The sequence below is a fragment of the Priestia aryabhattai B8W22 genome (genome assembly GCF_000956595.1).
Taxonomy (GTDB): Bacteria; Bacillota; Bacilli; order Bacillales; family Bacillaceae_H; genus Priestia; species Priestia aryabhattai.
The window spans coordinates 32,142-55,099 of sequence record NZ_JYOO01000022.1 but is presented as its reverse complement, the minus strand read 5'-3'; the positions used below and the strand labels follow the sequence as shown (position 1 = coordinate 55,099).

Here is a 22,958-nt window from a genome sequence, read left to right as displayed (position 1 = left end):
ACAGGCCTTTGTGCCTGTTTTTTTTATGGAGAAAGTGGTAGCAATTCAATCATTTTTTGAATAATGCTTGAACTCAAAAACTTTTTTCTGTAAAATGAATGCAATGTATAAATTTAATTAGCAAGAGATATGTTTTTACTAGTACGTACCATTCAATTCGTTGAATGGTATTTTAATGTGTACATCTTTATATATAAGGAGAGATATCAATGGGCAAAGTATACGTATTTGATCACCCGCTTATTCAACACAAATTAACTTACATACGCGATGTAAAAACGGGAACGAAAGAGTTTCGTGAATTAGTTGATGAAGTGGCAAGCTTAATGGCTTTTGAAGCGACACGTGATTTACCGCTAGAAGATGTTGAAATTGAAACACCGGTTTGCAAAACAAAGTCAAAAGTTATTGCAGGGAAAAAGCTTGGTATCGTTCCAATTCTTCGTGCTGGTATCGGCATGGTAGATGGATTTTTAAAACTAATGCCAGCTGCTAAAGTTGGACACGTTGGCTTATATCGTGATCCAGAAACATTACAGCCTGTTGAATATTATGTAAAGCTACCTAATGATGTAGAAGAGCGTGACTTTATTGTAGTAGATCCTATGCTTGCAACAGGAGGGTCAGCTGTAGAAGCAATCAACTCTCTGAAAAAAAGAGGCGCTAAAAACATTAAATTTATGTGTTTAATTGCTGCTCCTGAAGGCGTGGAAATTGTAAAAGAAGCACACCCTGACGTAGATATTTACATTGCAGCATTAGATGAAAAATTAAATGACCATGGATATATTGTTCCAGGTTTAGGTGATGCAGGGGATCGTTTATTCGGTACAAAATAATTTGTAGATTTGGGTGATGAACATGAAGCAGCCAATTAAAGTAATGACGATATTCGGGACAAGACCAGAAGCAATTAAAATGGCTCCTCTAGTATTAGAGCTTAAAAAGCGACCAGAAGAGTTCCAAGCAATTGTTACAGTAACGGCTCAGCACCGTGAAATGTTAGACCAAGTATTGAGCATCTTTGACATTCAGCCTGACTATGACCTGAACATTATGAAGGATCGCCAAACTCTTATGGACGTAACGACTAGAGGATTAGAAGGCTTGGACGACGTAATGAAAAAAGTAAAGCCGGACATCGTACTTGTACACGGTGATACAACTACGACGTTTATTGCTGGGCTAGCAGCTTTTTATAATCAAATTCAGGTCGGGCATGTTGAAGCAGGTTTGCGCACATGGAATAAATATTCTCCATATCCGGAAGAAATGAACCGTCAGCTTACAGGTGTTCTCGCTGATTTGCACTTTGCTCCAACAGATAAGTCTGCAGCTAATTTGCAAGCGGAAAACAAAAAAGAAGAGCGAATCTTTGTCACTGGTAACACAGCTATCGATGCGTTGAAAACAACAGTAAAAGAGACATATGAGCATGAAGTGTTAACGAAATTGGGAGATGATCGTCTTATTTTGTTAACGGCACATCGCCGCGAAAATTTAGGCGAACCAATGAAAAATATGTTCCGTGCTGTTAAACGTATTGTGGATGAACATGAAAATGTGCAAGTTGTGTATCCTGTTCATTTGAATCCAGTAGTTAGAGAAACAGCAAATGACATCTTAGGAAATGACCCGCGCATTCATTTAATTGAACCGTTAGATGTAATTGACTTCCATAACTTCGCTGAGCGCGCTCATATTATTTTGACAGATTCGGGCGGTGTTCAAGAAGAAGCGCCTTCATTAGGCGTACCTGTATTGGTACTTCGCGATACAACAGAGCGACCGGAAGGAATTGAAGCAGGAACGCTCAAACTAGCAGGCACGGAAGAAGAAACGATTTATACGCTAGCAAAAGAGCTGTTAATAGATGAAGACGTATATAAGCAAATGTCACAAGCATCGAATCCTTACGGAGACGGTTTAGCTTCTAAACGCATTTGTGATGCTATTAGCTACTATTTCAACCGCCGTGAAAACAAACCGGAAGCTTTTAATCCGCTTTCGTAAGATTTCTAAACACCTTTCACATGAAAAGTGTCTCTTTGAGACACGATAGTGTGAGAGGTGTTTTTTTATGTGGATTAAATGGTTAATGATTAGCTTTATATTGGGAAGTGGGGGAGGGCAAATGTCGCTCAATCCAATATTTCCTTCTATAAAACAAGAAATGAATCATCAGAAAAAATCAATCATTGTGATGATTGAAAAAGAAAAATTCACGAAATTTAAAAGTCAGCTACAAAAAAATTATCCTAATATAAAGATTAAGAGCGAATTTCACACGGTATTTACAGGACTTTCATTAAACGGCTCCATCTCGGATTTGAAAAAAATATCCGGGAATCCATCTATTATTAGTTCACATTCTATTAAAAACTATCAGGTTACAGAAGAAAATAGCGTAACGTTCATTGGTTCAGAACAGGTAAGAGGCTTATTTGATACTCATAATCAGCGCTTAACAGGAAAAGGGATCAAAGTAGGCGTTATCGATACGGGGGTTGATTATTCTCACCCTGATTTAAAACAAACCTACAGAGGAGGGTACGATGTAATAGATGAAGATTATGAACCGATGGAAACCACTCGTGAGCAAGGAGAACCGACTCTGCACGGTACTCATGTAGCTGGTATTATTGCAGCGAATGGGAATATTAAAGGCGTAGCACCCCAAGCGGAAATCTACGCATACCGAGCTCTTGGACCTGGGGGAGCTGGAACGTCTGAAAGTGTTATTCTAGCTATCGAAAAAGCAATTCAAGATGATGTAGATATTATTAATTTATCATTAGGAAATGATGTGAATGGCCCCGATTTACCAACAAGCTTAGCGTTAGATCGAGCTGTTGAAAAAGGAATTGTAACGGTTACATCTAGCGGCAATTCAGGTCCAGGTTTATGGACCGTGGGTTCTCCAGGTACAGCGGGAAAAGCTATTTCGGTTGGCGCTTCTGTTTCCCCGACAACAGTTCAATTTCTAACAATCGGATTTAATAAAGAAAAAATTATGATGGCGCCGGTAGAAGGGTCGCGCCCATGGACGTTTAATCAAACGCTGCGTGTAATAAATGAACAATACTCTAAAGAGCAAAAGCATGCGTTAGGTAACGTCATTTTGCTAAAAACAGAGGGAAATGCGGTTGAAAAAAAGATTAAACAAGCTGAACAGGCGGGAGCAAAAGCCGTTATTTTATATAGTCCGACCGAAAGAAGTATAATCGGTAAACTAAAAGAGTCAGTAAATATTCCAGTGATATGGGTAAGTAAAAAAAGCGGTGATACCATTAGTCAATATATAGAGTCTCAACAACCGTACTTACGCACTGGCCAGCAAGTGGTGCAAGACTTGCTCACATCTTTCAGTTCAAGAGGGCCTGTAACGACTACTTGGGGAATCAAACCAGACGTCGTCGCACCAGGTTACTTCATTAATAGTACAGTTCCTGGAGGGTATGAACGCATGCATGGCACAAGTATGGCTGCGCCCCATGTAGCTGGAGCATGTGCGCTGATTTTACAAGCTCACCCTAAATGGTCTCCTGAACAAGTCAAAGCTTCATTGATGAACACCAGTAAAGTAATGCAGCAGCTAAACGGTCAAACGTATCGCGTATATGAACAAGGAGCGGGAAGAATTCAAATAGCAAAAGCCGTCACAGCAGAATCTTTATTTTATCCATCTTCTTTATCTTTTGGTATTTTTACGCGTCCATCAAAGAAAGTTTTATCTTTTAAAATTGATAACCAGTCTGATAAAGCAAAAACGTACCGTTTAAACGTTCCGAAAAGGGATGAAGGAGTGAACTGGGATGTTCCATTACCCGTCACGGTGCTACCCCATCAGACAAAAGAGATAGCTGTCACTTTATCGGTGCAGCCCCGTTTTAAAAATAAAGGTATATATGACGGATATTTGGAAATAAATGATTCACGTGAAACATTTTCGCTTCCTTATATGTACATGATTAGCATTCCAGATTATCCTCGTGTCATGGGATTGCAAGTAGCAGCGGAAAAAGAGAAAAATACGTATAGCTATGAACTGTTTTTGCCTGAAGGAGCAGATCAGTTAGGCGTCGCTCTTTTTGATAAGCAGTCTTTACAGTTTGTATCGTATTTAGATGTTGACGTGGATGTAGAAAGAGGCATGAGAAAGCGAAAAATAACGATTGATGAATCGCTTGTACCGGGAGTGTACCAAATATTTGCATTTGTGAAAAAGCATAGACAAGAGCAGGTTGTACACAGTACAATAACGATTGAATGAACCTCTTTAAATGTTTTCATTTAAAGAGGTTTTATGTGTGGCAGAAATGTGAACAATAAGAAGAGATTGTGAAGTTTTTAGCTTAAACACATTGACATTAAATATACGCTATTGTATGCTTACAGGGAATATAAATGATAAGGTTTTCAACCTGTGAAAACCGTTGATATTTCTGCGCATTTTATTAGCTGTTTTTACCTTTTTTAGTCAATTTTTTTTGCCTTCCTATCATATATTGAGCTATGAAAACGATAGAGAATTCGGAAAAAAGAAAATTTTGCAAAAGGGGTATGAGTTTATGAAAGATCGCAACCGTCATCCTTTGCAAGCGATGGCATTAGTGTCAATCATTCTATCACAGTTAGCAGGTTCAGTCTTAATTGGCTTATTCTCTGGAAGATGGGCTGATCAATGGCTTGACACCGAACCACTATTTTTGATTTTAGGCCTTCTTTCAGGGCTAGCAGCAGGTGTTTTTATGATGCTGCGAACAGTCCACCATTTTTTTTCAGGAGATTAATAATTCATGCAGGATTTGCAGCACGTTTTTCCAAGACTTCGTTCATACATATTGTATTTGTTAGCATTATACGTTCTCGGCTGGGGATTTACAAGTTATAAGGCTGTTTTTGCAGGTTTAATTTTAGGAACCGCCCTGAGTTTGTATAATTTGTGGAACTTAGTAAGAAAGTTTGAGCAGTTTGGACAGGCGTTGGATGAGGGGAAAAAGCCTCGTTCAATTGGGACTGTTGTAAGATTTGCAACAGCTGCTCTCGCAGTTGTGATTACCATCTCTTATCCAAAAACCTTTCATATTATTAGTGTAGTTGTGGGATTAATGACGTATTATGTTGTCATTATCATAGATTTAGTTGTTCAAAATATGCGTAGAAGATAGAAAGAGAGGTGAACACAGTTGGGTCATGAATCACCAACTATAGAGTTTCTAGGCCTTACTTTTAGTCAAAGTAACTTGCTTATGGTTACCGTAGCTTCTGTTATTGTATTCTTAATTGCAGTTTTATGTACTCGTACTCTTGCTATGAAGCCAAGCGGTGCACAAAACTTTATTGAATGGGTCTTAGATTTTGTTAAAGGACTCGTTAATAGCAATATGGATTGGAAAACAGGTGGCCGCTTTTTGACGCTAGGTGTAACTTTACTTATGTACATTTTTGTGTCAAATATGTTGGGTCTTCCATTTGCCATCGTGATTGACCATAACTTATGGTGGAAATCGCCAACCGCTGATCCAGCAATTACGCTGACGTTAGCCGTTATGGTAGTTGTACTATCACATTATTATGGTATTAAAATGCGAGGTTTCTCTGCATACACGAAAGATTACTTCAAGCCAATGGCATTTTTATTCCCGCTTAAGATTATCGAGGAGTTTGCCAATACGTTAACGCTTGGCCTTCGTCTTTACGGTAATATTTATGCTGGGGAAATTTTGTTAAGCTTGCTAGCTGGTTTAGCAACAACAGGCTTCCTAGGTACAATTGGAGCTGCTATCCCAATGCTTTTATGGCAAGGATTCAGTATTTTTGTAGGCGCAATTCAGGCCTTCATTTTCACAATGTTAACGATGGTTTATTTATCTCACAAAGTGAGTAGCGACCATTAATTTATAAAGCTTTGTTCAAGTAATACCCAATTTGGACAAAACAAAACTTAGTTAAACAAAATCATATATATTAAGGGAGGACTTTATAAAATGGGTTTAATAGCATCTGCAATTGCGATTGGTTTAGCGGCACTAGGTGCTGGTATTGGTAACGGTCTTATCGTTTCTAAGACGATTGAAGGCACAGCTCGCCAACCAGAAGCACGTGGTACATTAACTTCAATGATGTTCGTTGGGGTTGCCTTAGTTGAGGCGCTTCCAATTATCGCCGTAGTTATTGCATTCATGGTACAAGGTAAATAATAATGTGTTACATGTGGCGAAGATCATTCAAAAGAACCTTCGCCATTACTTTATGTCTTTAAGAAGTAAATTATATATGTGGAGTCTCTGAAGGGAGTGAACATGGCCGTGTCGAACATGTTTGTGTTAGGAGCAGCAGGCATTAATGGTGGAGATATTCTTTTCCAATTAGTGATGTTCCTTATCCTACTTGCGTTACTTCAAAAATTCGCGTTTGGTCCTGTAATGGGAATCATGAAAAAACGTGAAGAGCATATTGCCGGTGAGATTGATGAAGCAGAAAAGCAAAATGAGGAAGCGAAGAAGCTTGTTGAAGAGCAGCGTGAAATCTTAAAGCAATCTCGTCAAGAAGTGCAAGTAATGATGGAAAACGCTAGAAAGTCTGCAGAAGATAAAAAAGAAGAAATCATTGCGGCAGCACGCGAAGAGTCTGAGCGTCTAAAAGCTGCAGCAAAACAAGAAATCGAACAGCAAAAAGATCAAGCAGTTGCTGCGTTACGTGAGCAAGTTGCTTCATTATCTGTTTTAATTGCGTCGAAAGTTATTGAAAAAGAACTTTCTGAACAAGATCAAGAGAAGTTAATTCATGAATATATCCAAGAAGTAGGGGATGTACGATGAGTCAACCAGCTGTAGCCAAGCGCTATGCACTAGCTCTTTTTCAATTAGCAACAGAAAAACAGATGATCGATGAAATGCAAGACCAGCTACAAATCGTTGAAGAGGTGTTTGCTAAAACACCTGAATTAATGGATGTATTAACTCATCCAAAAATTACAATTGAGCGAAAAAAACAGTTTGTAAGTGAGGCATTTGCTGAACTTTCACCAACTGTTCAACATACGGTTCTTCTATTATTAGAGCGTCACCGCATTCAAATTGTTAGCCAAATGGTACAAGAGTATCGTTTCCTAGCGAACGAAGTACGTGGCGTGGCAGATGCAACTGTTTATTCTGTCAAACCTTTAAGCGCAGATGAGAAAAGAGCAATCTCGCAATCATTTGCTTCAAAAGTTGGAAAACATACGTTAAATATTTCAAATGTAGTAGATAAAAGCCTAATCGGCGGCGTGAAGCTTCGCATTGGTAATCGTATCTATGATGGCAGCATTAGCAGCAAATTAGAAACGATCCACCGAGGACTTCTTGCACACAGATCGTAGATAGGGGTGAAATTCATGAGCATCAAAGCTGAAGAAATTAGTGCGCTGATCAAGCAGCAAATTGAAAACTATCAGTCTGAGATTAAAGTGAGTGATGTAGGTACTGTTATCCAAGTTGGGGATGGTATCGCACGTGCTCATGGCCTCGACAATGTCATGGCTGGAGAACTGGTTGAATTTTCAAATGGTGTCATGGGAATGGCACAAAACTTAGAAGAAAACAATGTAGGTATCATTATTTTAGGACCATATACGGAAATTCGTGAAGGTGACGAAGTTCGCCGTACAGGACGCATCATGGAAGTTCCAGTAGGAGAGCAGTTAATCGGTCGTGTTGTTAACTCATTAGGTCAGCCAGTAGACGGCTTAGGCCCAGTAGAAACAACAAAAACACGTCCAATTGAAGGTGCTGCACCTGGCGTTATGGATCGTAAATCAGTACATGAGCCGCTTCAAACAGGTATCAAGGCGATTGACGCACTTGTGCCGATCGGTCGTGGACAGCGTGAGTTAATTATCGGTGACCGTCAAACGGGTAAAACATCGGTAGCAATCGATACAATCTTAAACCAAAAAGATCAAGATATGGTATGTATCTATGTAGCGATTGGCCAAAAAGAATCAACAGTTCGTAACGTAGTAGAGACATTACGTAAACACGGTGCTCTAGATTACACAATCGTTGTAACAGCATCAGCTTCACAACCAGCTCCACTATTATTCTTAGCACCATACGCTGGAGTAACAATGGGTGAAGAGTTTATGTATAACGGTAAGCACGTACTTGTTATTTACGATGATTTAACAAAACAAGCATCAGCTTATCGTGAACTTTCATTACTATTACGCCGTCCTCCAGGTCGTGAAGCGTATCCAGGGGATGTATTCTATCTGCACTCTCGTTTATTAGAGCGTGCGGCAAAGTTATCGGACGCAAAAGGCGGAGGTTCATTAACAGCTCTTCCATTTATTGAAACGCAAGCAGGAGACGTATCTGCTTATATCCCAACGAACGTAATTTCGATTACAGACGGACAAATTTTCTTACAGTCAGATCTATTCTTCTCAGGCGTACGTCCTGCGATTAATGCTGGTCTTTCTGTATCACGTGTAGGGGGATCTGCACAAATTAAAGCGATGAAAAAGGTAGCAGGTACACTGCGTCTAGACCTTGCATCTTATCGTGAGCTTGAATCGTTTGCTCAGTTCGGTTCTGATCTTGACCAAGCAACTCAAGCAAAATTAAATCGAGGAGCGCGTACAGTTGAAATCTTAAAACAAGGTTTACACAAACCGCTTCGTGTAGAAAAACAAGTAGCTGTGCTTTACGCATTAACAAAAGGCTTCTTAGATGATGTTCCAGTATCAGATATTACACGCTTTGAAGACGAGTACTTAACATGGTTAGAATCAAACCGTAAAGAAGTACTTGAATCAATCCGTGCAACTGGCGGCCTTCCTGAAGCTGGCGTATTCGAATCAGCACTTGAAGAATTCAAGAAAACATTTATTGCATCTGAATAATATATTGTCAGCATGGTATGTTAAGACAATCTTTCAATAAGGTGAAGGTGAACAAATGTTCACCTTTCATACCACGTGATCTTCTAAAACAAGGTGGTGAAACCTTTGGCATCATTACGTGATATACAAACTCGAATCACATCGACGAAAAAAACGAGCCAGATTACGAAAGCAATGGAAATGGTTTCAGCTGCAAAGCTGAATAGAGCGGAACAAAATGCAAAATCGTTTGTTCCATATATGGAAAAAATTCAAGAGGTAGTCTCAAGCGTAGCCCTAGGCAGCAGAGGCGCTTCACATCCAATGTTAACTGCACGCAGCGTGAAGAAAACTGGTTATATCGTAATCACTTCAGATCGCGGTCTAGCAGGAGCATATAACAGTAATATTTTGCGAAAAGTATCTCAAGCTATTGAAGAACGCCATCAATCACCTGATGAATACGGTGTGATTGCAATTGGACGAGTAGGGAGAGATTTCTTCGTAAAACGCGGTATTCCGGTTTTGCTTGAAATCACAGGCTTAGCAGATCAGCCAGCTTTTGCTGACATTCAAGGGATTGCTTCACAAACAGTTCAAATGTTTGCGGACGGTACATTTGATGAACTTTACTTATACTACAATCACTTTATCAATACGATTTCACAAGAAGTGACGGAGAAGAAGCTATTGCCTCTAACAGATCTTCAACCTTCTGGTAAACTTGTTGGTTATGAATTTGAACCATCACAAGAAGAGATTTTAGAAGTACTACTTCCTCAGTATGCAGAGAGTTTAATTTACGGTGGCCTGCTTGATGGAAAAGCAAGTGAGCATGCTGCTCGTATGACAGCGATGAAAAGTGCAACAGACAACGCAAAAGATCTTATCAATAATCTTACATTGTCATATAACCGTGCACGTCAAGCGGCAATTACCCAGGAAATTACGGAAATTGTTGGCGGAGCGGCAGCGTTAGAATAGAAAGTTTAATGGAAAAGCAAGTTAGGAGGGAACACGATGACAAAAGGACGCGTTACTCAAATCATGGGTCCAGTTGTAGACGTAAAGTTTGACAACGGACACCTTCCGGCAATTTATAACGCCCTTAAAATTTCACATAAACCGAGCAGTGCAAGTGAAGTTGCAATCGAATTAACATTAGAAGTTGCGATTCACTTAGGTGATAACACAGTTCGTACAGTAGCAATGTCATCCACTGACGGCTTAGTTCGTGGATTAGAAGTAGAAGATACAGGTGCAGCAATCTCAGTACCAGTTGGTGACGTTACGTTAGGTCGTGTATTTAACGTATTAGGTGAAAAAATCGACTTAGACGCCCCAATCGATGCAGGTGCACGTCGTGATCCGATCCACCGTCAAGCACCAAAGTTCGAAAATCTATCTACACAAGCTGAAATTCTTGAAACAGGTATTAAAGTAGTAGACTTATTAGCTCCTTACATTAAAGGTGGAAAAATCGGTCTATTCGGTGGTGCCGGTGTAGGTAAAACAGTATTAATTCAAGAGTTAATCAATAACATTGCTCAAGAGCACGGCGGTATTTCGGTATTCGCTGGTGTAGGTGAGCGTACACGTGAAGGTAATGACTTATACCATGAAATGACAGATTCTGGTGTTATTAAGAAGACGGCTATGGTATTTGGACAAATGAATGAGCCGCCTGGTGCACGTCAGCGTGTTGCATTAACAGGATTAACAATGGCAGAATATTTCCGTGACGAACAAGGTCAAGACGTATTATTCTTTATCGATAATATCTTCCGTTTCACACAAGCGGGTTCAGAAGTATCGGCATTACTTGGCCGTATGCCATCAGCAGTAGGTTATCAGCCAACATTAGCGACGGAAATGGGTCAGCTTCAAGAGCGTATCACGTCAACAAGCGTAGGTTCTGTAACATCGATTCAAGCGATTTACGTACCAGCCGATGACTATACGGATCCAGCTCCAGCGACAACATTTGCTCACTTAGATGCAACAACAAACTTAGAGCGTAAATTATCAGAGATGGGTATTTACCCTGCGGTAGATCCATTAGCATCTACATCTCGTGCTTTATCTCCTGAAATTGTTGGAGAAGAGCATTATGCAATTGCGCGTCAAGTTCAACAAACGTTACAGCGTTATAAAGAGTTACAAGATATCATTGCAATCCTAGGTATGGATGAGTTATCTGATGAAGATAAACTTGTTGTACAACGTGCTCGTCGCGTTCAATTCTTCTTGTCTCAAAACTTCCACGTAGCAGAACAATTTACAGGTCAAAAAGGTTCTTATGTTCCTGTAAAAGAAACTGTTAAAGGATTTAAAGAGATCTTAGAAGGTAAATACGATCATTTACCTGAAGATGCATTCCGTTTAGTTGGTCGCATTGAAGAAGTTATTGAAAATGCGAAACGTATGGGAGTAGAAGTTTAATTTAAGGGACATAGGAGGTTTTTTAAATGAAGACAATCCATGTCAGTGTAGTGACTCCTGATGGCCCAGTTTACGAATCAGAAGTGGAAATGGTAAGTACCCGAGCACAGAGCGGTGAGCTTGGTATTTTACATGGCCATATTCCGATGGTTGCTCCTTTACAAATTGGAGCCGTCCGCTTGAAGAAAGCAAGCAGTACAGAACTTGTGGCTGTTAGCGGAGGATTTCTTGAAGTAAGACCTGACAAAGTAACAATTCTTGCACAGGCTGCTGAAACAGCTGAAGAGATTGACGTAGCTCGTGCAGAAGAAGCGAGAAAGCGCGCTGAAATGCGCCTTGATAGCAAACAAGACGACGTTGATGTTAAGCGTGCTGAAATTGCCTTAAAACGCGCAGTCAATCGTTTAGATATTAGTCAACGTAAGTTCTAAAAAAAAGCCCTCTCAAACGAATGAGAGGGCTTTTTTGCTCTATTATATAAAAGAGGAAGAGTAAATAGCATTCGTCTATGATTACATATTTCATTTAACTAAACGTATCCATCTTCTTTATTTCTCCTAATAATGGAAAAGGATCTTAAAATAGGGAATAAAATAAATGTTTTTCATGTTACCGTTTACGAATTTGCATAAGTGTGCTTTAATATGAAAAGAAGAGACGATGATCGTCTCTTCTTTTCATATGGTGTTTAAAAGGAGTGCTTTTATTGTTTGGAGGAATTGAGCAGCAAACGTTACTAACCATGATTTCACATTTGATTTTTATTGTGATTACTTGGTATGCTTTGCAAGGCTTTCAAATTGAAAAGCTGATGAAACCTAATCATGTGTTTCAAGCAAAATTAATGCTTATTTTATTGACCATTACGATTTCATCAACAGTAAGTAATTTCTTTTTGGATTATTTATTTTGGTCACAGCGCATTCCCTCATTTTTTCAATGATTGGCAAGCTATGAGTCTATGATAAAATAGACGTCCATTCATTGAAGATATACGAATTTATACGCTAATGTATGTCGCTATGTCTAAATATGACGACCCTTTTCATGTATGCATCATCGCCTTCTGGAAAGACTGATGAGTACGGAGAGGGAGTGGCGAAATGTTTAAAAAAATTAGTGTCTTTTTGGCTATTTTCATTACTGGTTTATTCGTATATCATGGAAGTTATGTGAGCAATGCCCAAAACAATGAAACTACTATTGAGAAGATTGTTCACACCTTAAATAAGCAGCATGTTTCGTTAACGGAAGTATCGTTGTATGCAAGAGAAGAAGTAAAAGCTGTTACTGACCAAAAAACCTTTTATTCGCAAGCTAAAAGTATCAAAAGTAATTTTAGAGGTTTTAAATGGGAAGTGAAGAGGGAAAGAGACCTATGGAAAGCAATAGGTACACGCAAAAGTGAAGATGTGAACGAAGTCATTCTGTTAACTTATGCGATCGATGAACACAGCAATGCGTACATATCGTATCATGTAACGGGACAAGGTTTAAAAGAAAAAATATGACCCATTTTCAAAATGTATTTCAGACAAATTATGAAAAAATTTTCCTATCAGAACCCATAATTTTCTCTTGTGCAACGGGGGAAATCAATGATAAGATGGAAAGTGTTTTGTCTGTTGAAATTCAAGACCTATTACGAGCTTTCAATGCTAAACCAGTGGAATCTCTAGTGGAAGAGTCATTTACCTCTGTTTCAGCATATACTGGACTGTGGAAAGAAGCTCTTCAAACGAAAAAGCAGGAAATGAACTTACAAATTGCATTACGCAAGACAAGAATGGGCGGTCAAACAACCATAGTTGTTGGCACACCTATCATTACGTCTGAATATTAATATAGAGAAAATGGACGCGGAGGGGAATACCTTGGAAAAAATCATCGTCCGCGGTGGAAATAGATTAAGCGGTACAGTTAAAGTTGAAGGAGCAAAAAACGCCGTTTTACCTATTATCACTGCAACCTTATTAGCTAGTGAAGGAAAAACAATTCTAAATGATGTACCAGCTCTCTCCGATGTATTTACGATTGGCGAAGTTTTAAGACATCTGAATGCAGAAGTAGATTTTGAAACAAATCGTGTAGTTGTAGATGCATCAAGAGAGTTAAAAACAGATGCACCTTTTGAATATGTAAGAAAAATGCGCGCTTCAGTACTTGTAATGGGTCCTTTATTAGCGCGTATGGGTGAGGCTCGTGTAGCTTTACCTGGTGGATGTGCGATTGGATCAAGACCGATTGATCAGCATCTTAAAGGCTTTGAAGCAATGGGTGCTAAGGTTCAAGTAGGAAATGGTTTTATTGATGCAAAAGTTGAAGGCCGATTAAAAGGTGCTAAAATTTATTTGGACTTCCCAAGTGTAGGTGCCACAGAAAATATTATGATGGCAGCAGCATTAGCGGAAGGCACTACAATTATGGAAAACGTAGCAAAAGAACCTGAGATTGTCGACTTAGCAAACTTCTTAAACGCAATGGGCGCTAAAGTTCGCGGTGCAGGAACTGGTACGATCCGTATTGAAGGTGTTAATAAATTATATGGTGCAGAACATGCAATTATTCCAGATCGCATCGAAGCTGGAACATTCATGGTAGCAGCAGCTATTACAGGTGGAAACGTACTTGTACGCGGTGCAGTAGCAGAGCACATCAGTTCACTTGTTGCTAAAATGGAAGAAATGGGTGTTGAAATTACTGAAGAAGGCGACGGCTTACGTGTTGTAGGACCTGAAAAGCTAAAATCAGTAGATATTAAAACAATGCCTCATCCAGGGTTCCCTACGGATATGCAATCTCAAATGATGGCATTATTATTAGCAGCAGAAGGCACAAGTATGATTACAGAAACAGTTTTTGAAAACCGCTTTATGCACGTAGAAGAGTTTCGCCGCATGAACGCTGATATTAAAATTGAAGGACGCTCTGTTATTATTAACGGACCTTCTCAACTACAAGGCGCTGAAGTAGCAGCAACAGATCTTCGTGCAGCAGCAGCGTTAACATTAGCAGGACTTGTAGCAGATGGCTATACGCGTGTAACGGAATTAAAACACCTTGATCGTGGTTATGTGAATTTCCACAATAAATTAGCCGCTTTAGGCGCTGATATTGAACGTGTAAATGACGAAACAAAGCAAGTAGAACAAACTCAACAGGCTTCAGACGTCAAGTAAATATGTCATAAAAAAGCATCTCGTAGCGAGATGCTTTTTTTGTCGTTGGACGACCCTTATGGCCGGTTTGCTGTCATAAAAGGTTGTCCATCTCCATACATATGGAATATAGGGATATAGGTTTTCCTTGTCAAAATAATAGATATGGAGGCTAGGCGTTCATGAAACAAGCAAAGCCAATCGTCGTACTAGGAGTCATCTTTTTTTTCGTTGTGTTACTCATCCCAACCCTTCTCGTTGTTCCTTTTACTGAAAAGACAGATGGAAAGCTACATGAAAATGTCAAACAGACCCCAAAAAACGAAAAACTACAAAAAGTGACAGCGTCTCCTCTTGACGTCAATGTTTATCGTACGGAAACGAAAAAAGTAGAAAAACTGCCGCTCGAAGACTATCTTGTCGGGGTAGTAGCAGCTGAAATGCCTGCTACTTTTGAACTTGAAGCACTTAAGGCTCAAAGTTTGGCAGCCAGAACCTATATTGTGCAAACTATGATGAATGGAAATAGTCATCTTCCCCAAGGAGCGGATGTGACTGATACCGTAGAGTACCAAGTATATTTAAATAAAGATGAGCTAAGAAGCAGATGGAACAAAGACTATGATTGGAAAATCAAAAAAATTCAAGAAGCAGTGAAGGACACCCAAGGTCAAATTCTTACGTATAAAAATAAGCCAATTAATGCTACGTTCTTTTCTACCAGCAATGGTTACACTGAAAATTCAGAAGCGTATTGGAAGAATTCTATTCCTTATCTAAAAAGTGTAGCTAGTCCATGGGATAAAAAGTCTCCTGAATTTACAAATCAGAAAGTAATGTCTGTTGCTAGCTTTGAACAGAGGCTTGGAGTGAAATTAACAAACAGTGGATCAGTAGGTGAAATCGTCTCTAGAACGCCCGGGCAGCGCGTAGATTACGTAAAGATAAACGGTAAAGAACTGTCGGGAAAAGATGTTCGGGAAAAATTGGGTTTATCGTCAGCCGACTTTCATTGGACAAAAAAAGGTAATGATATTGTCATCAACACAAAAGGATATGGGCATGGTATTGGGATGAGTCAGTACGGAGCAAATGGTATGGCACTAGAAGGAAAAACGTATAAAGATATTGTTACTCATTATTATACAGGTGTTGCGATTACCCCTAACGATCAGTTTGTTGCACAATTGACAGCTAAACGCTAATTTAAAGACCCTTATAGCAGGGTCTTTTTTTATGTTTTTCACTTTTTTTAAATAAAATGTATATTTTAGATTCATCTGTTGAAAAATAATCGAAAAAATTTTTTATCGCTGTGTATATATTCATTCAATTGTGTTCAGACTGATTGCTGAGGTGATGATATATGAGAGAGGAAGAAAAGAAACGTACTTCTCCAAAATCGAAAGTTCAAAAATTAGTTAGAAAGCGTTGGGTGTTCCCGGCTATCTATTTAGCGAGTGCAGCAATTATTCTTACAGCAGTCCTTTGGTTTCAAGCTAATGGAAATGATATTAGCAAAGAAGACAAAAGCGGCTATAGCCAAGACGGTACGGCTTATCGAGACGAAGCTGTAGAGGTAAATGCCTCGCTTGAAAATTTAAAAATGCCAGTTGCTAGTGAAGCATCAGCTATCGTGAAAAAGCCTTTCTACGACGATCAAGCATCTGAAAAACAACAAGAAGAAGCACTAGTTTTCTACAACAATACGTATCATCCAAACACAGGTGTTGACTTAGCTGTTAAGGGAGATAAATCATTTGATGTTGTAGCAGCAGCTAGCGGTACAGTAACAAAAGCAACAAAAGATCCTTTACTAGGTTATGTAGTAGAAATTGATCACAAAGATGGTTTAGTAACACAGTATCAATCTCTTGAGAAAGCCGATGTAGAAGTAGGAGATATTGTTAAACAAGGCCAAACGATCGCAAAAGCTGGAAAAAGCTTATATAATCAAGAAGCAAAAACACATGTGCACTTTGAAGTTCGTAAAGATGGTGTAGCAATTAATCCAAGCAGTTATTTTGGAAAATCTGTTAGTTCTATCAAAGAAGTCAAAGCAGCTGAAGTGACAGAACCAAAAGACGATTCTTCTTCTGAAGAATCAAAGGATAGCGAAAAATCATCTGATGAAAAGACTAAAGAAGATAAAGATTCAAAACAACCTTCAACAGATACGTCTAAACCAAATGCATAAGGCAAGGCTATAAATACGAAAAGAAGCTGGATAAAACCGAGCTTCTTTTTTTATGAATTTTTCTAAAATGAGATGCATTATGTTAAAAAAGTAAATAAAAAACACTAAATTTTCAAAAAAATATAAGAAATCACTTGTCCTTACTGACTTTTCTAGCATATATCTGCACACAAGCTAATAAACTGTTACAAACCTATAAAGAGAATGTTAGAAAAGGGATAATATATACATTCCCTTGGATACTTCTCATATCCAATTTGGGGAGGGCGAGTAGTGTGCACGATTACATCAAAGAGAGAACTATCAAGATTGGAAAGTATATTGTAGAAACAAAGAAAACAGTTCGTGTAATTGCGAAAGAATTTGGCGTTTCGAAAAGTACTGTCCATAAAGATTTAACAGAGCGTCTACCAGAAATAAATCCTGAATTAGCAAATGAAGTAAAAGAAATTCTTGATTACCATAAATCTATTCGGCATTTGCGTGGAGGAGAAGCAACAAAATTAAAGTACAAAAAGGAAGAAGAAACTGTAAAGTAAAAGAATGCCCAATATTGCCTTTTTTATAGAGGTAGTATAGGGCATTTTATTTTTTTGGATAAAATAGGTATATAATAAATATTTTTGCTAATAACAACATACATATACAAATTGTGATAAAATAGTAAATTAGGAAAAAAGAATGGTTATCATGCAAAGATATGTAAATAGAAGGAGGATTTAAGGTATGTTAGCAAAAGACATTGGTATCGATTTAGGTACAGCTAACGTCTTAATTCACGTTAAAGGCAAAGGAATTGTGTTAAATGAACCGTCTGTTGTGGCGATTGATAAAAATACAAATAGAGTGCTAGCAGTAGGAGAAGAAGCGAGACGTATGGTAGGAAGAACGCCCGGTAATATTATTGCCATTCGTCCCTTAAAAGATGGTGTTATTGCTGACTTCGAAATTACAGAGTCTATGCTCAAACACTTTATTAACAAATTAAATGTAAAAGGTTTTTTATCCAAGCCTCGCATTCTAATTTGTTGTCCAACGAATATTACCTCTGTTGAACAAAAAGCAATTCGCGAAGCCGCTGAAAAGAGCGGTGGAAAAACCATTTATTTGGAAGAAGAACCAAAAGTCGCGGCTATTGGCGCTGGAATGGATATCTTTCAGCCGAGCGGAAACATGGTCGTAGATATTGGTGGAGGTACAACTGATGTGGCTGTCCTTTCAATGGGCGATATCGTAACAGCAGCCTCTATTAAGATGGCTGGTGATCGTTTTGATGCCGAAATTTTGCAGTATATTAAGCAAAAATACAAGCTCTTAATTGGAGAGCGTACAGCAGAAGAAATTAAAGTGAAAATTGGTACGGTGTTTCCTAAAGCTCGTAATGAAGAATTGGACATTCGAGGGCGAGACATGGTTTCAGGCCTACCTCGTACGGTTACTGTTTATTCTGAAGAAGTAGAGGAGGCACTTAGAGAGTCTGTCAGCGTCATTGTACAAGCTTCGAAAAGTGTATTAGAGCGTACACCTCCCGAACTTTCTGCCGATATTATAGACAGAGGCGTTATTTTAACTGGGGGTGGAGCACTGCTTCACGGTATGGATCAGCTGTTAGCGGAAGAATTAAAGGTGCCTGTGCTAATTGCAGAAAATCCAATGGGTTGTGTAGCTGTTGGAACAGGTATTATGCTCGATAATATTGATAAACTATCTCGTCGCAATATTGTTTAAATAAATGAAGACTCCTCTATTGGCTCGTTTCATACAGAGGAGTCTCTTCTTTTATCTATTATACTCTGTCAGCCGGCTATAATGAACAACGTTTACTTGTAAGGAGGATGAAGTATGTTTAAAGGGTTTTACACGGCAGCAGCGGGTATGCTGTCTCAGCAGCGTCAAACTGACTTATTAACGAATAACATAGCGAATGCTAATACGCCAGGATTTAAAGCAGATCAAGGTACGTTAAAGGCATTTCCTGAGATGTTACTGCAGCGAATGGAATCTGAAGATTTACCCACTGACCGTAACATCTCTGTTCAGAACAAAAAGGACATAGGTACGATTAATACGGGTGTGTATATGCAAGAAACAGTTCCAAATTTTACACAAGGTGATCTTCAGCAAACGTCTCAATCAACTGATATTGCATTGATGGAGCAACATATGCCTACAAAAGAGGGCGGACTATTTTTTGTGGTAAAAAGCCCTAATAATACGCCTCAATATACAAGAAACAGTAATTTTACATTAGATCAAGAAGGGTTTTTAACTACGTCTACCGGAGCTTATGTATTAAATACAAATAATCAGCCAATTCAACTGAAAAGTGAAAATTTTATAGTAGATTCACAAGGTAACGTAACGGAAAATAATCAGCAGGTTGCACAAATCGGTATTGCTTATGCTAGTGATTTACAAACGATTAAAAAGGCAGGGAATGGATTGTATGAAACGTTGAACAATCAGCCATTGTCTTCAGTAAGGAATAATCCAGGAATTTCTTATCAGTTAAAGCAAGGATTTGTTGAACGTTCCAATGTAGATGCTGCTCAAAGTATGACTGATTTACTAACGGCTTACAGAGCTTTTGAAGCAAACCAAAAAATAATGCAAGCTTACGATAGAAGCATGGATAAAGCGGCAAATGAAATTGGACGCGTGCGCTAAAAGCAACAGGGGAGATGAGTAGAATGAACCGTACAATGATAACAGCCGCCAATACGATGGGACAGCTGCAGCAGCAGCTTGATGTCATTAGTCATAATCTATCTAATACAAATACGACAGGATATAAATCGAGAGATACTTCATTTAATGATATGCTGTATCAACAAGTAAACAATCAAGAAGATAAGGGAACAGAAAAGCGGCTTACACCAGCCGGAATTCGGCAAGGCACAGGCGCTTATTTAGACCAAACGAGCTTGAATATGACGCAAGGTGCTTTTGAGAATACAGATAAACTATTAGATGTAGCTGCATCGAATCCAAACGTTTATTTTCAAGTTGCCGTAAACGATTCCCAACAGCCTGTACAATATACGCGAGATGGTTCATTTCACCTTAGCCCTGAAGGCCCGAACAATGTTAAATTAGTAAACGGGTCTGAACAGGATGTGCTGGGTGAAAATGGCCAAGCTATTATTTTTAGTAACGCGTTCAAAGATATACAAATTGATGGAAGTGGAACGATAACGGTTACTACGAACACGGGTGTTGAACAATTTACCCTTGGGTTAACAAATGTTCAAAAGCCGCAGATGCTAGAAGCTAAAGGAGAAAATTTATTTGCCTTTTCAGCAGGGATGAACCAACCGAATATGTTTACAGATTTGATTGGAAAAGCTCGTGACACAGCAGGCGTAGAGCAAGGGAAATTGGAACAGTCAAATGTAGATTTGAGCAAGGAACTCACTGATATGTCCATTGCTCAACGTGCGTATCAGTTTAATTCCCGCTCTATTTCAATTGCAGACCAAATGATGGGCTTGGTGAATGGAATCAGAGCTTAAGCAAGTAGTTGCTTCTCAATTGAGCATTCTGTATATTGATAATAGTATCGTATGTTACATGCGGTTTGAAAGGAGACTTATTTATGCTTGATATTGAACAAATTAAAGAAATTATTCCACACCGATATCCATTTTTATTGGTCGATCGTATTTTAGAAGTGGAAGAGGGAAAAAAAGCAGTTGGTTTAAAAAACGTATCTGCCAATGAAGAATTTTTTAACGGGCATTTCCCTGACTATCCTGTGATGCCAGGGGTTTTAATTGTAGAAGCTTTGGCTCAGGTAGGAGCAGTAGCTATGCTGAAAAAAGAAGAAAACCAAGGACGTTTAGCATTTTTTGCAGGCATTGACAACTGCCGTTTTAAAAAGCAAGTAAGACCTGGTGATCAACTGCGTTTAGAGGTGGAAATTGTACGTGCGCGTGGATCTATTGGCAAAGGAAAAGGTATCGCAACTGTAGATGGAGAGTTAGTCTGCGAAACAGATATTATGTTCGCTTTAGGCGATAAAAAAGAATAGTACATAAGAGCTGCTGATGCAGCTTTTTTTATTGGCGCTGCAAAGCAGAAAAAAGTTTCTTTAATAAAGGTATAATATCCGTTAGCAACTCTTTTTGAAGAGCTGGTGACAGAGATGAAAATTGTAAGAGCAAATTTTTCAATGAGGGCTGTTTATCTATGAGTTTTAAAATTGCGTCGTCGCGTGAATCAGATTCACGTTTTCTTGTTAAGTAAAGAAGTTGGAAATCATGTAAATGATCTTGTTTGTAAGAGGAAGGCTCAATAAGTTGGTCTAGCGTAACTTGAAAACAACTACATAAAGATAGAAAGTCAAAAATGGAAGGTGTTTGCTTCGAACATTCCCATTTCGAAATAGTTGTACGCGAAACATTTAATTGGCTTGCTAATTCTTCTTGTGAAAACCCTCTTTTTAGTCTGAAATGCTTAATTCTTTCTCCAAAACCCTTCATATGCATCACCTAATTTCGTAAAGATAAGTATATGTCTTATTGTTCGAATCTAGTTCATATTCTTTCTAATATGCCAAAATCGCACAATATGAAACATATACACTTTATCTTCTGCAATAAAGGGAATAAAACCTGTTTTTATCTCTTTTTTTCTCTAAAAAGATTCATTTTTCTGTATGAATATAAAAAAAAGAACAAAAATAGAGATTTTTATAGTAAAAAAATCCTATTTTTTGTTCGGTATATTGAAAAAAATGGTTGAATAACGGGGAAAAATGCATTAATATACGAATTACAAAGAAAAAAGGAGTGAAAAAATGACAAATTTTTATTTGAAAAGGCAAGGCGCTCGCATAAGAGATAATCGCTTCAAACGTTCTAGTTGTGCTCATTTATTTTTAGGAAAAAAAGAAAGGTACCTCTCCAGTGAGTTCTCTTTTCTTTACCCTTCTCATGGACCAACGAAAAAGGCCGCAAACAATAATCCTCTTTTTTAAATCCAGACACCTTGAGATGAATTGACTTATTTTTTAGATGTACTTTTTACCGGTCTGTTTCGAAGCTGCAGTTTGAACTGTTGAAGTAAATCTTGACCTGATAACCCTTGGTTAATTAAATCCTCTAAGAGCATTTCAGCATAATGAAGTCTCCGTTCTTTTAAAACACCTTTCATCAACAAACTAATACGATTTTCACCAATTGAAGTAATAGAAGCCACGGTAGCCATAAAGGTAGCCGGATCATTTGTTTCTTTCGTAATTTTGGCTTCTACCGTCACTTTTTGTTTATTTTTCAACAAAACATGAAATTCATCGTACCATTTCTTATCAATAACTGCTTCTAAAATCCAGTTATTTTCGCCGTCTTCTTTATTAATAATAAGGCCGTTGGTTAGTGAGACAGACTGACGCTTTTCTTGATCATCAACCAATTGAAATGACACAAGTTTAAATGTTTTCATTGATGTTTCCTCCTTTGCGTAAATAGTAGGTTATCCATATTATAACATGAATGAGCTTAAAGATTCCCATTATTCAATCAGTTGGAGTGGTAGACTATGATTAACCATATTGTTCTTGTAGGAAGACTGACAAAAAAACCGGAGCTTCGATATACCCATGAAGGGATTGCAGTATCTACTATTACTTTAGCAATTAATCGAACGTTTCGAAATGTTGAAGGTGAATATGATGCTGATTTTGTCAACATTACTCTGTGGAGAAAAAATGCAGAAAATACAGCTGCTTACTGTGATAAAGGAGCGGTTGTAGGTGTGGTAGGGCGTGTACAAACGCGCACATTTGAAAATAATCTTCAGCAACGAGTATATATGACCGACGTTGTGGCTGATGCGGTTAAATTTTTAAGTGGAAAGCCATCCGATTCTTCTTCATTTGGTTTAAATCAACAAGAAGAATAAAGTTATCTAGTATGAAAGGGGGTGGTTAGTTCAGCTAAGGTTTTAATTCCCCTTATCTATCGTAATGGAAGATAGATCCTCTTTAAGAGCAAGGCTCTTTCTATGTTCTCAAGAGAGAAAATTAAAGTATTCACTATCCCCGAACGATTCCTCTATTTCAGCCGTTAAATCATTTAACGGTTTTTTTGCTGTATATAAGAGGTTGAGGCATAACTGAATCAATGCAATCTAAAGACAAACAAACGGGATAAATAAGCTGGTATGGATGACTTGTTACACCGCTGTTGATTTCCGTGCAAGTCTTTGCTTTCCGCGAGCGGCCGATGAGCCTTACCCTCCACTCAGCAGCTAGAAGCACCTACATATATGAAACCTGCGTCCACCCTACCAT

The 22,958-nt window shown here is 38.5% G+C and carries 27 protein-coding genes; 25 read left to right on the top strand and 2 right to left on the bottom strand.

The genetic code is table 11. From position 1 onward, the window contains the following. Positions 1-209: 209 nt before the first annotated feature. The 24 genes from upp (at position 210) to fabZ (ending at position 20,696) form a co-directional block, all read left to right on the top strand. Positions 210-839: a uracil phosphoribosyltransferase gene (gene upp, locus N178_RS17250; protein WP_013059810.1), complete on the top strand. Its 630-nt coding sequence runs from the start codon at positions 210-212 to the stop codon at positions 837-839. Between the two features lie 22 nt (positions 840-861). Then, positions 862-2,013, top strand: a complete 1,152-nt coding sequence (gene wecB, locus N178_RS17245; RefSeq protein ID WP_045293785.1) for a non-hydrolyzing UDP-N-acetylglucosamine 2-epimerase — start codon at positions 862-864, stop codon at positions 2,011-2,013. Between the two features lie 67 nt (positions 2,014-2,080). Next, entirely contained in the window at positions 2,081-4,273 is a 2,193-nt protein-coding gene (locus tag N178_RS17240; protein ID WP_045293784.1) for a S8 family serine peptidase, read from the top strand. Positions 4,274-4,571: 298 nt separating this feature from the next. Continuing rightward, positions 4,572-4,793, top strand: a complete 222-nt coding sequence (locus N178_RS17235; protein WP_013085464.1) for an AtpZ/AtpI family protein — start codon at positions 4,572-4,574, stop codon at positions 4,791-4,793. A 6-nt stretch (positions 4,794-4,799) separates the two neighbouring features. Next, positions 4,800-5,171, top strand: a complete 372-nt coding sequence (locus N178_RS17230; RefSeq protein WP_013059806.1) for an ATP synthase subunit I — start codon at positions 4,800-4,802, stop codon at positions 5,169-5,171. Between the two features lie 18 nt (positions 5,172-5,189). Then, positions 5,190-5,900 carry a F0F1 ATP synthase subunit A gene (gene atpB / locus N178_RS17225; RefSeq protein ID WP_013059805.1) on the top strand — a complete coding sequence of 237 codons (711 nt, stop codon included), beginning with the start codon at positions 5,190-5,192 and terminating at the stop codon, positions 5,898-5,900. A gap of 90 nt (positions 5,901-5,990) precedes the next feature. Beyond that, positions 5,991-6,203, top strand: coding sequence for a F0F1 ATP synthase subunit C (gene atpE / locus N178_RS17220; protein WP_013059804.1), 213 nt, complete (start codon positions 5,991-5,993; stop codon positions 6,201-6,203). 102 nt (positions 6,204-6,305) lie between these two features. Beyond that, positions 6,306-6,824 (top strand): F0F1 ATP synthase subunit B, encoded by a 519-nt coding sequence (locus tag N178_RS17215; RefSeq protein WP_013085463.1) that lies wholly within the window; start codon positions 6,306-6,308, stop codon positions 6,822-6,824. Continuing rightward, entirely contained in the window at positions 6,821-7,366 is a 546-nt protein-coding gene (locus N178_RS17210) for a F0F1 ATP synthase subunit delta (RefSeq protein ID WP_028411987.1), read from the top strand. The genes N178_RS17215 and N178_RS17210 overlap by 4 nt, the downstream gene beginning before the upstream one ends. 15 nt (positions 7,367-7,381) lie before the next feature. Next, the gene (gene atpA / locus N178_RS17205; RefSeq protein WP_045293783.1) at positions 7,382-8,890 is read left to right on the top strand and encodes a F0F1 ATP synthase subunit alpha; all 1,509 of its coding nucleotides are present in this window, start codon (positions 7,382-7,384) and stop codon (positions 8,888-8,890) included. Positions 8,891-8,995: 105 nt separating this feature from the next. Further along, the gene (locus N178_RS17200) at positions 8,996-9,853 is read left to right on the top strand and encodes a F0F1 ATP synthase subunit gamma (protein ID WP_013059800.1); all 858 of its coding nucleotides are present in this window, start codon (positions 8,996-8,998) and stop codon (positions 9,851-9,853) included. Between the two features lie 36 nt (positions 9,854-9,889). After that, the gene (gene atpD, locus N178_RS17195; RefSeq protein ID WP_013059799.1) at positions 9,890-11,311 is read left to right on the top strand and encodes a F0F1 ATP synthase subunit beta; all 1,422 of its coding nucleotides are present in this window, start codon (positions 9,890-9,892) and stop codon (positions 11,309-11,311) included. Between the two features lie 26 nt (positions 11,312-11,337). Then, complete coding sequence (locus N178_RS17190; protein ID WP_045293782.1) at positions 11,338-11,742, top strand: F0F1 ATP synthase subunit epsilon; 405 nt, start codon at positions 11,338-11,340, stop codon at positions 11,740-11,742. A 275-nt stretch (positions 11,743-12,017) separates the two neighbouring features. After that, a complete protein-coding gene (locus N178_RS17185; RefSeq protein ID WP_013059797.1) occupies positions 12,018-12,254 on the top strand; it encodes a DUF1146 family protein in 237 nt (78 codons plus the stop codon). A 160-nt stretch (positions 12,255-12,414) separates the two neighbouring features. Next, positions 12,415-12,822: a hypothetical protein gene (locus N178_RS27620; RefSeq protein WP_237758513.1), complete on the top strand. Its 408-nt coding sequence runs from the start codon at positions 12,415-12,417 to the stop codon at positions 12,820-12,822. Further along, the gene (locus N178_RS27615; RefSeq protein WP_237758512.1) at positions 12,819-13,154 is read left to right on the top strand and encodes a YwmB family TATA-box binding protein; all 336 of its coding nucleotides are present in this window, start codon (positions 12,819-12,821) and stop codon (positions 13,152-13,154) included. Before N178_RS27620 ends, N178_RS27615 begins: the two co-directional genes overlap by 4 nt. A gap of 31 nt (positions 13,155-13,185) precedes the next feature. Further along, a complete protein-coding gene (gene murA / locus N178_RS17175; protein ID WP_028411990.1) occupies positions 13,186-14,490 on the top strand; it encodes a UDP-N-acetylglucosamine 1-carboxyvinyltransferase in 1,305 nt (434 codons plus the stop codon). A 161-nt stretch (positions 14,491-14,651) separates the two neighbouring features. Continuing rightward, complete coding sequence (gene spoIID, locus N178_RS17170; protein WP_045293781.1) at positions 14,652-15,674, top strand: stage II sporulation protein D; 1,023 nt, start codon at positions 14,652-14,654, stop codon at positions 15,672-15,674. A 161-nt stretch (positions 15,675-15,835) separates the two neighbouring features. Beyond that, on the top strand, positions 15,836-16,666 hold the full coding sequence (locus N178_RS17165) for a stage II sporulation protein SpoIIQ (protein ID WP_045293780.1): 831 nt from the start codon (positions 15,836-15,838) through the stop codon (positions 16,664-16,666). Between the two features lie 275 nt (positions 16,667-16,941). Beyond that, positions 16,942-17,205 carry a sporulation transcriptional regulator SpoIIID gene (gene spoIIID, locus N178_RS17160; RefSeq protein WP_013059792.1) on the top strand — a complete coding sequence of 88 codons (264 nt, stop codon included), beginning with the start codon at positions 16,942-16,944 and terminating at the stop codon, positions 17,203-17,205. Between the two features lie 187 nt (positions 17,206-17,392). Further along, positions 17,393-18,394 (top strand): rod shape-determining protein, encoded by a 1,002-nt coding sequence (mreB, locus tag N178_RS17155; RefSeq protein WP_045293779.1) that lies wholly within the window; start codon positions 17,393-17,395, stop codon positions 18,392-18,394. A gap of 114 nt (positions 18,395-18,508) precedes the next feature. Further along, entirely contained in the window at positions 18,509-19,333 is an 825-nt protein-coding gene (locus tag N178_RS17150; RefSeq protein WP_045293778.1) for a flagellar hook-basal body protein, read from the top strand. Between the two features lie 23 nt (positions 19,334-19,356). Beyond that, on the top strand, positions 19,357-20,178 hold the full coding sequence (locus N178_RS17145; RefSeq protein WP_045293777.1) for a flagellar hook-basal body protein: 822 nt from the start codon (positions 19,357-19,359) through the stop codon (positions 20,176-20,178). An 83-nt stretch (positions 20,179-20,261) separates the two neighbouring features. Next, the gene (gene fabZ / locus N178_RS17140; protein WP_013059788.1) at positions 20,262-20,696 is read left to right on the top strand and encodes a 3-hydroxyacyl-ACP dehydratase FabZ; all 435 of its coding nucleotides are present in this window, start codon (positions 20,262-20,264) and stop codon (positions 20,694-20,696) included. 28 nt (positions 20,697-20,724) lie between these two features. On the opposite strand, the gene N178_RS17135 is transcribed toward fabZ, so the two are convergent. Both N178_RS17135 and N178_RS17130 read right to left on the bottom strand, forming a co-directional pair. Next, positions 20,725-21,147, bottom strand: coding sequence for a helix-turn-helix domain-containing protein (locus tag N178_RS17135; RefSeq protein WP_045293776.1), 423 nt, complete (start codon positions 21,145-21,147; stop codon positions 20,725-20,727). Between the two features lie 523 nt (positions 21,148-21,670). Next, positions 21,671-22,108 carry a YwpF-like family protein gene (locus tag N178_RS17130; RefSeq protein WP_045293775.1) on the bottom strand — a complete coding sequence of 146 codons (438 nt, stop codon included), beginning with the start codon at positions 22,106-22,108 and terminating at the stop codon, positions 21,671-21,673. Positions 22,109-22,204: 96 nt separating this feature from the next. Here N178_RS17130 and ssb point away from each other — a divergent pair, with 96 nt between their 5' ends. Continuing rightward, positions 22,205-22,567: a single-stranded DNA-binding protein gene (gene ssb / locus N178_RS17125; RefSeq protein ID WP_045293774.1), complete on the top strand. Its 363-nt coding sequence runs from the start codon at positions 22,205-22,207 to the stop codon at positions 22,565-22,567. The last annotated feature ends 391 nt before the right edge of the window (positions 22,568-22,958 follow it).